Consider the following 13,347-nt stretch of genomic DNA (forward strand, 5'->3'; position numbering starts at 1 on the left):
AACGTAACAGGCTGAAATTATGTGATAGTAATACGATTTTGAACGTTAAAAAACGCTTGACTTTATTTTGGAAGCTAGTATATTCCCGTTCTGTTGCGTTACGTAATACCTTGCGCTGAGCGCACGAATGAAACTCAAAAAAGAAAAGAGGTGAGAACGTCAATGAAAAAACTGCTTTCTCTGACCCTGTGTCTTGCTATGGCCGTGGCTTTCGCCGCTGGCTGCAAGAAGAAAGAAGAAGCTCCTGCTCCGGCTCCGGCTGAGCAAGCTGCTCCGGCCGCTGCTCCGGCTCAGGCTCCGATGACCTCCGCCAAGGCTCCGGCCCCGGAGGCCCCGGCTGCTCCGGCTGAGAAGAAGTAATTTCGGTTACTTTTTCGCCAGTGAAAAGCCTGCAGAACCTAGGTTCTGCAGGCTTTTTTCATGTCTCCGGGATGGGGATTCAGGTTGACAAGCGCTGGGTCGCATGCTATCTATAACGGTCTTTTTATCAAGCAAATAGATTGACGGAGGTGTCTCGTGGAAAGAACATTTGCCATTATCAAGCCCGATGCGGTTGAACGCAATATCGTCGGCAAGGTGCTCGAAAAGGTGGAGACTGCCGGCTTCCGGATCGTCGGCATGAAGAAGATTCAGCTTTCCAAGAAGGAAGCGGAAGGATTCTACTACGTTCACAAGGAGCGGCCGTTCTTCGGTGATCTCTGCTCTTTCATGTCTCGCAGCCCCGTCGTGGTTATGGTCCTTGAGCGTGAGAACGCAATTGCCGGATGGCGTGAGGTCATGGGAGCCACGAACCCGGCCAATGCCGATGCAGGCACCATCCGCAAGGAGTTTGGCCTCGGTATCGAGGAGAACACCGTCCATGGCTCCGATTCCCCCGAATCTGCGGCATTCGAGATCCCCTACTTCTTCAGCCAGCTCGAGCTTTTCTAGCCGGGCGGCAGTAGAACGTCACCGAAGCCCTTCGCGCGAAGGGCTTTTTTTATAGTCGACAGGTATGGAAACTAAAGCAGATCTGAAAAATCTGAGTCTCGAAGAGCTGGAGCAATTTCTGGCCGGAAAGGGGAAGGAACGTTACAGGGCCCGTCAGATCTTCAAATGGATGTACCAGAAGGGGGCCACCGATTTTGAGGTGATGACCAACCTTGCCAAGGAGCTGCGGCAGGAGCTGGAACAGACAGCGGTTATCAGTACGCTGTTTCCCGAACTGACGGAGGTTTCCCGCGACGGGACGAGGAAGTACCTTTTCCGGCTTGCCGACGGCAATACCGTCGAAGCTGTCCTTATTCCAGAGGAAGATCGCAGCACGCTTTGCGTCTCCAGTCAGGTCGGTTGCGCGATGGGGTGCGAGTTCTGCCTGACGGGGACGTTCAGACTGACCCGCAGCCTTACCACGGCGGAGATCGTTAATCAGATCTGTGCCGTGATGCGGGAAGTGCCGTTCCGCAATATCGTATTCATGGGGATGGGGGAGCCGCTGGCGAACCTGGATAACGTCATCCGTGCCCTCAAGATCATCACCCACGATGACGGGCTTCAGTTTTCGACCCGACGGGTAACGGTCTCGACTGCGGGGCTGGTGCCGGAGATGGAGCGGCTTGGACGCGAGGTTACGGTCAATCTGGCGGTCTCGCTCAATGCGACCACCGATGAGGTCCGGAACAGGATAATGCCGATCAATCGGCGGTATCCGCTGCGGGAGCTTCTCGATGCCTGCCGGCGTTTTCCTCTGCCTGGCCGCCGGAAGATTACCATCGAGTACGTGATGATCAAGGGGGTCAACGATTCCCTCGAGGATGCCAAGCGGCTCGTGAAGCTGCTGAGCGGAATCCCTTCCAAGATCAACCTGATCCCCTTCAACGAGCATGAGGGGTGTTCATTCCTAAGCCCCGACCAACAGTCGGTCGATCAGATCCACAGCTTTCTGCTTGCAAAGCATTTTACGGTCATCACCCGGTCGAGCCGCGGGGCCGATATTTCGGCTGCCTGCGGGCAGCTCAAGGGGAAGCTCGAACGCGGCGGCGGCACGTAGAGACGGGGGGGCAGTATCTCAACATCAGGTGCGAATTCTTGGCGAGGTGAAGCGACATGACTGAACAGATTATCGGCGTCATCGGGGGGAGCGGGCTCTATGAGATGGAGGGGCTCTCGGATATCGGGCAGGTAAAGGTGGAGACTCCCTTCGGAGAGCCTTCGGACGAGTTCATTACCGGCGTGCTCGATGGAGTGAAGATGGTTTTTCTCCCCCGGCACGGCAAGGGACACCGCTTCCTCCCCTCGGAGGTGAATTTTCGCGCCAACATTTACGGCATGAAAAAGCTCGGGGTGACCCGCATTATCTCGGTCTCGGCGGTGGGGAGCATGAAAGAGGAGATTATCCCCGGCCATATCGTCATTCCCGACCAGTTTATCGACCGTACGAACGCCACCCGGACCAATACGTTCTTTGGCAACGGCGTTGTAGCCCATGTGCAGTTCGCCGATCCGGTCTGCACCGATCTCTCCGGCTGGCTTTACGAGGCGGCTGTGGAGGCGGGGGCGACGGTGCACCGCGGCGGAACCTATATCTGCATGGAAGGGCCTGCTTTCTCGACCCGCGCCGAGTCCAACATGTATCGTTCGTTCGGGGTCTCGGTCATCGGGATGACCAACATTCCCGAGGCGAAGCTGGCCCGTGAGGCTGAACTCTGTTACGGCGTCATCGCGCTTGCGACCGATTACGACTGCTGGCACGAATCCCATGAGGATGTGTCGGTCGAGGCTGTTCTCGCCATCATCAGGAAGAACGTGGCCATGGCCAAGGCAATCATTAAGAATTCCGTGAAACGTATCGCGGCTGAAAGGGCGTGTCCCTGTGCCTCGGCCCTTCAGTACGCCATCATAACCGATAAGCGGGTTATTGGGGATGAGGCAAAAGAGCGGCTCGACCTTCTCATCGGTAAGTATCTCTAGACATAACAAAGGAGAGCGTTCATGGGAATACTCGTTGTCGGTTCGGTCGCATTCGATTCGGTGGAAACCCCCTTCGGGAAGGTGGAAAACGTGTTGGGCGGTTCAGCAACCTATTTTTCGACGTCCGCCAGTTTTTTTACCGACGTGAATCTGGTTGCGGTGGTCGGCGACGATTTTCCCCGGGAACATGTCGATTTTCTCCGGTCGCGCAACATCGATCTTGCCGGACTCGCACGCGAGTCGGGGGAGACGTTCCGCTGGAAGGGGAAGTATGGGTACGATCTGAACGAGGCCCAGACCCTCGCGACTCACCTGAATGTCTTCGAGAGCTTCAAACCCCGTATCCCGGTTGAATACCGCGATGCCGACTACCTGTTCCTCGCCAATATCGATCCCGAGCTGCAGATGGAGGTCTTGAGCCAGGTCGAGAAACCGCGGGTCATTGCCTGCGATACCATGAATTTCTGGATTTCGTCGAAGCCGGAGGCGCTACGGCGGGTCATCGAGAAGGTCGACATATTCATCATCAACGAGGGGGAGGCCCGCCAGTTCACCGGCGAGGTCAACCTCGTGAAGGCCGCGCGGGCAATTCTGGGGCTGGGGGTCAAGACCCTCATCGTCAAGCGGGGCGAGTACGGGGTCCTCATGTTCAGCGACACGTCGGTCTTTGCCGCTCCGGCGTATCCGTTGGAGGAGGTCTTCGACCCGACCGGCGCCGGCGACACGTTTGCCGGGGGCTTCATGGGCTACCTGGCGAATACCGGTGATGTGTCCGAGGCCGGCATCCGGCAGGCGATCATCTTCGGAAGCGTCATGGCCTCGTTCAATGTGGAGGATTTCAGTCTCGAACGGTTGAAACGCCTTGGCTATCACGAGATAGAGAACCGTTACCGCAGCTTCAAGTCGCTTACCCACTTCGAGGGGCTCACGGAGGGGGAAGGAGCCCTTGGTTGAGCGCTTTCGCCGCCCCCCCTCGCGTTGACAACAAGGGGTAAATCTGCTACGTTCCACGCTACGAGACGGGGCGGCCGAAGGTGGCCCCGTCTCCGTGCCGAACCTGTCCTCATCCCCGCTGCCATGAGGTGGTCATCGTGAAACGTCACCTGGTTCTTTCCTCCCTTCTTTTCCTTGTCCTCCCTGCGTGTGCGATGAACGGAGCCGCCAAGAAGCAGGCATCCTACCATTACCAGATGGGACTCTCCTTTCTCGGCGAGAACGACGCCACGCGTGCGCTTGCCGAGTTCATCGAGGCCGAAAAGCTGGACCCGGATGACCCTGTGGTCCTGAACAGCCTTGGCCTTGCCTATTTCTACAAGAAACGGTTCGATCTGGCCGAGCAGTCGTACCTCAAGGCGATCGAACTCAAGCCCGATTATTCGGAGGCGCGCAACAACCTCGGGGTGAATTACCTGGAAATGCAACGCTGGGATGCAGCCATAACCCAGTTCACGGTGGTGCTGGCGGACCTCCTTTTTGTCGATCAGGATAACGCCAGGATCAACCTCGGCCTTGCCTACCTCGGCAAGGGTGATTACCAGCAGGCCTACGGTACGCTGCGCCAAGCCGTCGCAGCCAACCCGCGGAGCATCGACGCCCGGGTGGGGCTCGGCCGGGTTTATTTCTCCATGGGAAAGAGCGACCTTGCAGTCGAGGAGTTTCGCAAGGCGATCGAACTGAACAGGAATTCGCAGAACGCCCACTATTACCTGGCTCTGGCTTATCTCAAGGGAAAAGACTATGTTGCTGCGGCAGAAGCGTTTCGCGAGGCAATCCGGATCGCACCCGATTCGGAGAAGGGCCGCCTGGCACACGAGTACCTGGATTCCATGAAGTGAGAGGGCAGCTTGTCTGAAGCTTCAACCCCTGAAGCGGGGAATCAATCGGTCGGAACGTTGTTGCGCGAGGCTCGCGAGTCCCGTGGCCTTGCCCTCGACGATGCTGCCAGGGCCACCCGTATCGGCAGGAATTATCTTTTGGCGCTGGAGGACGAAGCATTCGGGAAGTTGCCTAGTCCCGCCTATGTCAAGGGATTCCTGCGGGCGTATGCCAACTACCTGGGACTCTCTTCCGACGATGTGGTGAGATGCTATGAGGCGGCACTGCAGCCGACGATTTCACCGGAAGAGGGGAGGGGTGCCTCCGTCACTCCGCCGGTACAGTCACCGAGGATTCCGGTCCGCAACCGATGGGCCATTCCCTTCTCCCTTCTCTTTCTGGTCATTGCCCTGTCGTACCTCACCCGCGAGCGGGAAGAGCAACCCCTTCGGCGCGAGCCCCCTTCCTCGACCAAACGAGTCCTTGCTCCATCTCCTCCCGTTCAGCCTGTGATTTCGACGGCGTCACGCGTTCGAACGGCACCACACCTTCAGCCGGACGGCGCCGCGGTTGCGGTTACAGGAGATGAACGTCCTTCCGGCACAAGCACGGACGGAATAGTGCTGAAGCTGAAAGTCAACCAGGACTGTTTGCTGAATATCACCATTGACGGAACGCTCTCCCAGCAGTACGAGCTCAAGGCCGGCGATCTGATAGAATGGAAGGGGGAGCGGGTGTTTTCCCTCGACCTCAACGACGGGGGAGGAGTGGAGGCCGAGTTCAACGGCAAGACGTTACCCCCCTTCGGCGCTTCAGGTAGTCCCGTACACGTCGACCTCTCAGCCGACGGAAGCGACGAGTAGCAGTACCAACCTTACTTTATTCAATTCAAGGAGAAGGTCTTCATGCATCTGGCACGCTGCAGAAAATGCGGAAAAGTTATGAAGAGTGAACGGATCGACACCTACCGGGTCAAGCTGAGCTGCAGCTGCGGTTTTTCCGATTTCCGCACCCTCACCGACAAGGTTAAGACGGTCAATCCTTTTTTTCAGAAAGCGAGCTTCACTCCCTTGCTCGAGAGCGAAAAGGGTAAAATGGTTCTGACGATGCAGCGGGCCAACCGCGAGCACCTGGAGATCATCTCTCTTGAAGAGATAAGCATGCTTGTCTCCTCTGATTTCGACCTGCCGGATGTCCTGCAGCTCGTGACCCGGAAGGTGGCAGCGCAACTCAAGGTGAGCGTCTGCAATATCTACCTGCTTGAGGGCGACGAGCTGGTACTTGCCGCCACCAACGGTTTCGACCCCTCGTACATCGGTGTGATCCGGATCAGGATGGGGGAGGGGATTACCGGAACCGTGGCGAAGGAGCGCCAGTACATTTCGCTCAGCCATGCATCGCAGGACCCGCGGTACAAGTATTTCCCCGAGCTCCAGGAGGAGAAGTACAATTCCATGCTCTCTTTTCCCCTCAGTGACAAGAACGATGTCTATGGCGTTATCAACCTCAACAGTACTTCCATCAAGTCGTTCCAGGAGGACGAAATCTATTTCGTCTCCATTATCGCCAATCTGATTACGACGGCGATCAAGCTTCGGAGACAGGTCGCCCTGGGGAAGAAACCCGCGTAACTGCCTGCTTGACAGGGGAGGACGCCATGTTAGACTCAAACAAGTTAACATTGATTGCAAACACGGGGTTGATCATTGGCGGAACAAGTGAAAAAGAGAATTCTGGTTGTCGACGATGAGGAGAACGCCCGGATCGGGCTGTCGAAGCTCCTCGAAAAGGAAGGGTTTGAGGTCGAGAGCGTAGCGAACGGATTCGAGGCCCTCAATTATCTGAACCACCAGCAGGTAAATCTCATCGTGACCGATATCAATATGCCGGAGATGAACGGCATAACCTTTCTGAAGGAACTCAACAAGAACTTTCCCCAGAGCAACGTGATCATGATAACGGCATATGGCGGGGTCGAGTCTTACATCGAGGCAATAAATCTGGGTGCGTTCGAGTATATCAACAAGCCGGTCAAGATTGACGAGCTGAAATCGATACTGAAAAAGATCTTCGCCGAGGGGTGCCATTAACTACCGCTGCCAGGGGGAATGAGATGATTGCCTTTACTACGATTGTTTTCCCAACCGATTTTTCCGAAAATTCCGAGTATGCATTTGAGCATGCCCTGACCCTTGCCAAGCAGTTCAACGCCCGGCTTGTCGTCATCCACGTGATCAACGAGCCGGTGGATCTCAGGGGGTTCTATGTCCCCCACGTTTCATTCGAGAAACTGGAGGAAGAGATCGTGGCCGCTGCCGAGAAGATGATGGAGAAGTTCTGCCGGACCAAGATCAAGGATTACACCAACTTCACAAGCTGCATCGTCTCGGGGATCCCCTACGACGAGATTCTCAAGAAGGCGGCCGAAGAGCAGGCGTCCCTCATCGTCATGGGGACCCATGGCCGCAAGGGGATCGATCATTTCCTGTTCGGGAGCACTGCCGAACGCGTGGTGCGCAATGCCAAGTGCCCTGTCATGACCGTGCGTCCCGCCGAGGTGTAACAACTTCCCGCCCCCGCTCCGGGAGCTGACAACAGGGGCAGCGTTTGCTGCCCCTTGTTTTTTCGGTGCAAAACCTCAACAGGTGTGCCAGATAGATAGACAGAATCAGGTTAAGGAGGACCGGCAGATTCCGATGACAACCGAACCCCTCTCCTCTAAAGGAACGATTCTCATTATCGACGACGAAAAGGTGATCCTCGATCTTACGTCGATCGTCCTCAGAAACCGCGGCTATACCGTATTCACCGCGTCAGACGCCATTGCAGGCCTGAAAGAGCTGGAGCTCCACCAGCCACAGCTGGTGCTTCTCGACTACATGATGCCGGTCATGGACGGACTCACCGCTCTCAGGGAGATCAAGGAGCGCTTTCCGGACAGCTATGTCATCATGTTCACCGGCAAGGGAAATGAAGAGATTGCCGTGGAGCTGATGAAGGCCGGTGCTTCGGATTACATCCTGAAGCCGTTCAATAACCAGGACCTCGTCGAACGGATCGAGAACGTGCTCCGGATTCGTAACGTGGAGTTGCGAAATCGCGAGCTTACCATGGAGCGCGAGCGTCTTCTGGCCGAGATCGAGGAGTGGAACCGCCAGCTGGAGGCGCGGGTCCAGGAGAAAACCGATGCTCTCCAGCGCGCCCAGGCCGAGATTGTCCAGTCCGAGAAGCTGGCATCGCTCGGGTACCTTTCCGCCGGCATGGCCCATGAGATCCGCAACCCCCTCAACTCCATCACGCTCTTCGCACAGCTCATCAAGAGCGGCTTCGACGATCCGGAGCGGGTTGGATATGTCGACAAGATCCTGAAAGAGGTGGATCGGATCGACGAAACCATGCGCAAGCTCCTCGATGCATCCAAGCGTCCCCGCTATCAGTTGAGCGAGGTGCGAATCGACCGGATCATTGAGGCGACCCTCGACGTGTTCAAACCCCAGGCATCCCTCTACCATGTCGATGTGGTCCGGGACTTCAGGAATATTCCTCCTTCTTTTCAGGCCGATCAGGCCGAGATCGAGCAGATTTTCACGAACCTCTTTCTGAACGCCATCCACGAGATGCGCGACGGGGGGGTGCTGACGGTCTCCCTCGATCACGACGGGGAGGAGCTCTCCGTCCGGGTGTCCGACACCGGTGGTGGAATTCCCCCTGAGAATCTCTCGAAGATCTTCGATCCCTTCTTTACCACCAAGGCGAGCGGGAGCGGACTGGGGCTTGCGGTGGTGCTGCGGATCGTCAAGACGTATCACGGCAGAATTTCGGTCGAGAAGAGCGATTCCTCCGGCACCACCTTCCTCATCCGACTTCCTCTGGCCGCCGATTGAGTGCCCCTTTACCCTTTCCTTTGCCGGCTCGGTTTTGTTATGATGACCGTCATTTCGCCACGAGAGCGAAGGAATTCGATGCCGCTTCTGATTCGCAATCTTGTTCTTGCCCCCGGAGAGGGGGATGAGCTGCTCCGCACCACGTTGACGCGGCGTTTTGCTCTTCGCGACGATGATATTCGGGATCTGCGCCTGGTACGCAAGAGCGTCGATGCCCGGAAAAAGCCCCAGGTGAAGTTCGTCTGCACGCTCCGGTGTACGCTGGCCGACGAGGCGGGCTTTCTCGCCCGGTATGGGGACGATCCGGATGTCCAGGTGGTCATGGAGCCACCGCGGCAGACGTTTCCACGATTGGTGCACCCCGGGAGGATTCTGATTGCCGGCATGGGACCGGCGGGGCTCTTTGCGGCGTTGAGGCTCGCCGACTACGGCCTCTGTGCGACGGTTCTGGAGCGGGGCAAGCCGGTGGAGGACCGGACCCGTGACGTACAGGCGTTCTGGGCGCGGGGAGAACTCGACCCCGAGAGCAACGTCCAGTTCGGTGAGGGGGGAGCGGGGGCCTTTTCGGACGGCAAGCTCACCACCCGTGTGAACGACCCGAATATTTCCTACGTCATCGAGAAGCTCGTTGCATTTGGCGCTCCGCCGGAGATCGGTTACCTGGCCAAGCCCCACATCGGCACTGACCGGCTCTGCACCGTCGTGGCCTCCATCCGCCGGTTTCTGGAGCAAAGAGGCTTCGATATCCGCTTCAGGAGCTGTCTGACCGATCTCGTTTCGCGAGGGGGGCGGATCGGTGCGGGGGTGGTGAACGGAACCGAGGAGATCCCTTGCCGCTTTCTCGTGCTGGCGCCGGGGCACAGCGCCCGCGACACTTACGCGATGCTTGCGCGGCGCGGAATCCTGATGCAGCAGAAACCCTTCGCCGTCGGAGTGCGGGTCGAGCACCCGCAGCCGCTGATCAACCGGATCCAGTACGGGAAGGGACACCATCCGTCGCTTCCCCCCGCAGACTACGCCCTTGCCTACAACGATCGCGCGACCGGTCGCTCCGCCTACTCCTTCTGCATGTGTCCCGGTGGTGTGGTGGTGGCGGGGAGCTCGGAAGAGGGAGGGGTGGTCACCAACGGCATGAGCACCTATCTGCGCAATTCGCCCGCCGCCAACAGTGCTCTGGTGGTGACGGTGGGGCCGGCCGACTTCGGCGACGATTCTCCCCTTGCCGGGGTGGAGTTTCAGCGGTTTCTGGAGCGGAGGGCCTTTGCCGCCGGCGGAGGGGGGTACCGGGCCCCTGCCCAGAACCTCATGGCGTTCGTGGAGGCGAAGACGGGGGGGAGGGTTGCTTCCAGCTACCGCCCCGGTGTCCGGGAGGTGCCGCTGGGGGAGATCTTCCCGGCCGCCGTGACCGACACCCTGCGGGACGGCATCCGGTTCTTCGACCGCAAGATGCGGGGGTTCCTGACAGCCGAGGCAACGCTTACCGGCGTGGAGACCAGAACGTCGGCCCCCGTGCGGGTCGGCCGCGGGGAAGATTTTCAGGCGGTGGGCCTCGCGGGGCTCTACCCCGCCGGAGAAGGGGCGGGGTATGCCGGCGGGATCATGAGCGCCGCCCTCGACGGGATCAGGGTGGCCGATGCCATCGCGAACCAGATATCAGCCCAGGAAGGGAGTTCCATTTGAACAAGGTTTTTGTCAGCAGCATCCGTGAACGCGACCAGATCGAATCGGTCTTTCTCGTCAAAGACAAGATCATGGCCATGGCCAAGAACGGCAAACCGTACATGACGCTGCGGCTCATGGACAAGAGCGGCGAGATCGAGGGGCGGGTCTGGGATAACGTCGACGAGCTTGCCGCCACCTTCGACAAGGACGACTTTATCGCCATCCGCTGCAAGGCGACCGTCTACCTCGGCAAGATGCAGCTCATCATCTCCGAGCTCTTCAGGGTTCCCGAGCACCAGGTTACCCTGGCGGATTTCCTCCCCGAGTCCGAGCGGGCCATCGAGGAGATGGAACAGGAGTTGACGGCGCTGGTGGAGAGTCTCGCCGACCCTCACCTGAAGGGGCTCATGAAGGCGTTTTTCGACGATCCGGCGCTCATGCCGCTGTACCGGGTCGCTCCGGCCGCCAAGGGAATGCATCATGTCTACCTGGGGGGGCTCCTGGAGCACTCCCTTTCGGTGGCACGGCTCGTGGACGCCATCATCCCCCTCTACACCGGGCTCAACCGCGACCTCCTCGTGGCCGGGGCCCTGCTCCATGACGTGGGGAAGGTCCGGGAGATGACCTATCTCCGCTCCTTCGACTACACGGACGAAGGGAAGCTGCTCGGCCACATCACCATCGGCGTCGAGATGCTGCAGGAGCGGATCGCCTCCCTTCCGGGATTCCCGGCCGATCTGACGATGCTCCTCAAGCATATGCTCCTCTCCCATCACGGTCAGTACGAGTACGGTTCTCCCAAGCGTCCCAAGACGCTGGAGGCGACGATCCTCAACTACCTGGACGACCTCGACTCCAAGATCAACGGCATCAGGACCCATATCCGCAAGGAGGCGGAGAACCAGAGCCGCTGGACCTCCTACCACCGGCTCTACGACCGGTACTATTACAAGGAGGGGTACTCCCCCGACGAGGAAGCGGAAGAGCTCCGCGAAGAACCGGTTCTCCCCGAACCGGCGGCTCTCGCCCCACCGGCCGAGCCGCCGGTCGAGCGCCGCCGGGAGGAGCCGAAGAAGGGATTCCGCAACAATCCCTTCGAGCAGCTGCAGGGGAAGAATCTTGACCTCTTCTAGCGAACAATTCCACACGGAGACGTTGCCATGATTTTCGATACCGTTGTCGTCGGCCCGCTGGGGGTCAACTGTTTCATCCTCGGGTGCGAGGAGACCGGAGAGGGGGTGGTGGTCGATCCCGGCGCCGATGCCGGACGGATCCTCGAACACGTCCGCTCCCGGGGGCTCGCCATCCGGTACGTTGTCAACACCCACGGGCACTTCGACCATGTGGGAGGAAACCGCCCCGTGGTAGAGGCGACCGGAGCGAAACTCCTCATCCACCGGGACGACGTCCCCTTTCTCGGCCGTGCGGCCGACGTGGCCGCCATGTACGGCCTTACGACCGAGAACTCTCCCGAGCCGGACATCTTTCTTGAGGATGGCGCGACGCTTTCCTTCGGGAACTGCACGATGGCAATCCTGCACACCCCCGGCCATACCCCCGGCGGGTGCTGCCTCTATCTGGAAAAGGAAGGAAAGGTGATCACCGGCGACACGCTTTTTGCGGAGTCGGTGGGAAGGACCGATTTCCCCGGTTCCTCCCACGAGGCATTGATGGCCTCGATCCGGACGAAACTCCTGACGCTTCCGGACGCCACCCAGGTCTTTCCCGGGCACGGCCCCTCCACCACCATCGGCCGGGAGCGGCTCTACAATCCCTACATCGCCGGTTAGCGCGCGGAGGGCGTGCCGAACCGTGGAGGCGCAATGCTCAACGGCAAGCAGATCGTACTCGGGGTGACCGGCGGCATCGCCGCCTACAAGGCGGTGGAGCTGCTGCGCCTGCTGACCAAGGCGGGAGCGACGGTTCACGTCATCATGACCAGGTCGGCCACGGAATTCGTGACCCCGCTCACCTTTCAGACCCTCTCCATGAACCCGGTCAACACGGAGCTTTTCAATCTCATCTCCGAGCGGGAGATCGGCCACATCTCCCTGGCCGACCGGGCGGATCTGTTCATCATCGCCCCGGCAACGGCCAACGTCATCGGAAAGCTTGCCGGCGGCATCGCCGACGACATGCTCACCACCACCGTCATGGCGACCAGGGCGCCGGTACTCATCGCCCCCGCCATGAACGTCAACATGTACCAGAATCCGCTTTACCGGGAGAACGAGGAGAAGCTCCGCCGCCACGGCTTCCGCCTCGTGGAGCCGGCACGGGGGATGCTCGCCTGCGGCTGGGAAGGGGAGGGAAAGTTCCAGGAGCCGGCGGTGATCGTCGAAGAGGCACGGCGGGCGCTTGCGCCCCAGGACCTGGCCGGCGAGCGGTTTCTCGTCACCGCCGGTCCCACCCGCGAGGAGATCGATCCGGTCCGCTTCGTCAGCAACCACTCGTCGGGGAAGATGGGGTACGCCATCGCGCGGGCGGCATGGCGGCGGGGGGCGGAGGTCGTTCTGGTCTCCGGCCCCACCTGCCTTGAGAATCCCTGGGGGATCGAGACGGTGCGGGTCGAATCCGCCGTGGAGATGCGGGACGCGGTCATGGCCCGGTTGCCGGCGTGTACGGTCGTGGTGAAGGCGGCGGCCGTCGCCGACTACCGCCCGGCCACCCGCAGCGCCGGCAAGATCAAGAAAGGCGCCGAGACGATGGTGCTGGAGCTGGAGAAGAACCCCGACATCCTTGCCGAAGTGGGGAGGGCAAAGGGTGACCGCGTGGTGGTCGGCTTTGCCGCCGAAACCGGTGAACTGCTGGAGAACGCCCGCATGAAACTCAAGGAAAAGAACGTCGATCTCATGGTGGCGAACGATGTGAGCCAGGCGGGGGCAGGCTTCAATGTCGACACCAACATCGCCAAAATCCTTCACCGGGATGGTACCGTCGAGGAGCTCTCCCTCATGGAAAAGGAGCTGATGGCGGAGGCGATCCTGGATCGGGTTGTGGCCTTGCGGCTGAAGATGACGCGAGGGGAGGAGTGAGG

15 protein-coding genes are annotated in these 13,347 nt (G+C 59.4%); all 15 read left to right on the forward strand.

Annotated features, from left to right (window positions below; all coding sequences use genetic code 11):
* The first annotated feature begins 162 nt into the window (after positions 1-162).
* The gene (locus tag M6689_RS06270) at positions 163-360 is read left to right on the forward strand and encodes a hypothetical protein (protein WP_298269167.1); all 198 of its coding nucleotides are present in this window, start codon (positions 163-165) and stop codon (positions 358-360) included.
* A 156-nt stretch (positions 361-516) separates the two neighbouring features.
* Complete coding sequence (ndk, locus tag M6689_RS06275) at positions 517-930, forward strand: nucleoside-diphosphate kinase (RefSeq protein WP_298269169.1); 414 nt, start codon at positions 517-519, stop codon at positions 928-930.
* Positions 931-994: 64 nt separating this feature from the next.
* Positions 995-2,029 (forward strand): 23S rRNA (adenine(2503)-C(2))-methyltransferase RlmN, encoded by a 1,035-nt coding sequence (rlmN, locus tag M6689_RS06280; protein ID WP_298269171.1) that lies wholly within the window; start codon positions 995-997, stop codon positions 2,027-2,029.
* A gap of 56 nt (positions 2,030-2,085) precedes the next feature.
* On the forward strand, positions 2,086-2,949 hold the full coding sequence (gene mtnP, locus M6689_RS06285) for an S-methyl-5'-thioadenosine phosphorylase (protein WP_298269173.1): 864 nt from the start codon (positions 2,086-2,088) through the stop codon (positions 2,947-2,949).
* 21 nt (positions 2,950-2,970) lie between these two features.
* Positions 2,971-3,903 (forward strand): PfkB family carbohydrate kinase, encoded by a 933-nt coding sequence (locus M6689_RS06290; protein WP_298269175.1) that lies wholly within the window; start codon positions 2,971-2,973, stop codon positions 3,901-3,903.
* Positions 3,904-4,040: 137 nt separating this feature from the next.
* Positions 4,041-4,784: a tetratricopeptide repeat protein gene (locus tag M6689_RS06295; protein WP_298269177.1), complete on the forward strand. Its 744-nt coding sequence runs from the start codon at positions 4,041-4,043 to the stop codon at positions 4,782-4,784.
* A 9-nt stretch (positions 4,785-4,793) separates the two neighbouring features.
* Positions 4,794-5,627: a helix-turn-helix domain-containing protein gene (locus M6689_RS06300; RefSeq protein ID WP_298269179.1), complete on the forward strand. Its 834-nt coding sequence runs from the start codon at positions 4,794-4,796 to the stop codon at positions 5,625-5,627.
* 78 nt (positions 5,628-5,705) lie between these two features.
* Complete coding sequence (locus M6689_RS06305) at positions 5,706-6,395, forward strand: GAF domain-containing protein (protein WP_298269181.1); 690 nt, start codon at positions 5,706-5,708, stop codon at positions 6,393-6,395.
* A gap of 75 nt (positions 6,396-6,470) precedes the next feature.
* On the forward strand, positions 6,471-6,854 hold the full coding sequence (locus M6689_RS06310; RefSeq protein WP_366949730.1) for a response regulator: 384 nt from the start codon (positions 6,471-6,473) through the stop codon (positions 6,852-6,854).
* 23 nt (positions 6,855-6,877) lie between these two features.
* Positions 6,878-7,327: a universal stress protein gene (locus tag M6689_RS06315; protein ID WP_298269186.1), complete on the forward strand. Its 450-nt coding sequence runs from the start codon at positions 6,878-6,880 to the stop codon at positions 7,325-7,327.
* Between the two features lie 133 nt (positions 7,328-7,460).
* Positions 7,461-8,648: a response regulator gene (locus M6689_RS06320; protein ID WP_298269189.1), complete on the forward strand. Its 1,188-nt coding sequence runs from the start codon at positions 7,461-7,463 to the stop codon at positions 8,646-8,648.
* Between the two features lie 78 nt (positions 8,649-8,726).
* Positions 8,727-10,328, forward strand: coding sequence for an NAD(P)/FAD-dependent oxidoreductase (locus M6689_RS06325; RefSeq protein WP_298269191.1), 1,602 nt, complete (start codon positions 8,727-8,729; stop codon positions 10,326-10,328).
* Entirely contained in the window at positions 10,325-11,443 is a 1,119-nt protein-coding gene (locus tag M6689_RS06330) for an HD domain-containing protein (protein WP_298269194.1), read from the forward strand. The genes M6689_RS06325 and M6689_RS06330 overlap by 4 nt, the downstream gene beginning before the upstream one ends.
* 27 nt (positions 11,444-11,470) lie before the next feature.
* Positions 11,471-12,100 (forward strand): MBL fold metallo-hydrolase, encoded by a 630-nt coding sequence (locus M6689_RS06335; RefSeq protein WP_298269198.1) that lies wholly within the window; start codon positions 11,471-11,473, stop codon positions 12,098-12,100.
* A 33-nt stretch (positions 12,101-12,133) separates the two neighbouring features.
* Positions 12,134-13,345, forward strand: coding sequence for a bifunctional phosphopantothenoylcysteine decarboxylase/phosphopantothenate--cysteine ligase CoaBC (gene coaBC, locus M6689_RS06340; protein WP_298269201.1), 1,212 nt, complete (start codon positions 12,134-12,136; stop codon positions 13,343-13,345).
* Positions 13,346-13,347: the final 2 nt, after the last annotated feature.

It is taken from the genome of Geobacter sp. (assembly GCF_027327745.1).
Classification (GTDB): domain Bacteria; phylum Desulfobacterota; class Desulfuromonadia; order Geobacterales; family Geobacteraceae; genus Geobacter.

Excerpts from the sequence above, each read along its gene's own strand:
- M6689_RS06270 (WP_298269167.1), top strand. The coding sequence starts at position 163 with ATGAAAAAACTGCTTTCTCTGACCCTGTGTCTTGCTATGGCCGTGGCT.
- rlmN (WP_298269171.1), top strand. The coding sequence starts at position 995 with ATGGAAACTAAAGCAGATCTGAAAAATCTGAGTCTCGAAGAGCTGGAG.
- mtnP (WP_298269173.1), top strand. The coding sequence starts at position 2,086 with ATGACTGAACAGATTATCGGCGTCATCGGGGGGAGCGGGCTCTATGAG.
- M6689_RS06290 (WP_298269175.1), top strand. The coding sequence starts at position 2,971 with ATGGGAATACTCGTTGTCGGTTCGGTCGCATTCGATTCGGTGGAAACC.
- M6689_RS06305 (WP_298269181.1), top strand. The coding sequence starts at position 5,706 with ATGAAGAGTGAACGGATCGACACCTACCGGGTCAAGCTGAGCTGCAGC.
- M6689_RS06315 (WP_298269186.1), top strand. The coding sequence starts at position 6,878 with ATGATTGCCTTTACTACGATTGTTTTCCCAACCGATTTTTCCGAAAAT.
- M6689_RS06320 (WP_298269189.1), top strand. The coding sequence starts at position 7,461 with ATGACAACCGAACCCCTCTCCTCTAAAGGAACGATTCTCATTATCGAC.
- M6689_RS06325 (WP_298269191.1), top strand. The coding sequence starts at position 8,727 with ATGCCGCTTCTGATTCGCAATCTTGTTCTTGCCCCCGGAGAGGGGGAT.
- M6689_RS06335 (WP_298269198.1), top strand. The coding sequence starts at position 11,471 with ATGATTTTCGATACCGTTGTCGTCGGCCCGCTGGGGGTCAACTGTTTC.
- coaBC (WP_298269201.1), top strand. The coding sequence starts at position 12,134 with ATGCTCAACGGCAAGCAGATCGTACTCGGGGTGACCGGCGGCATCGCC.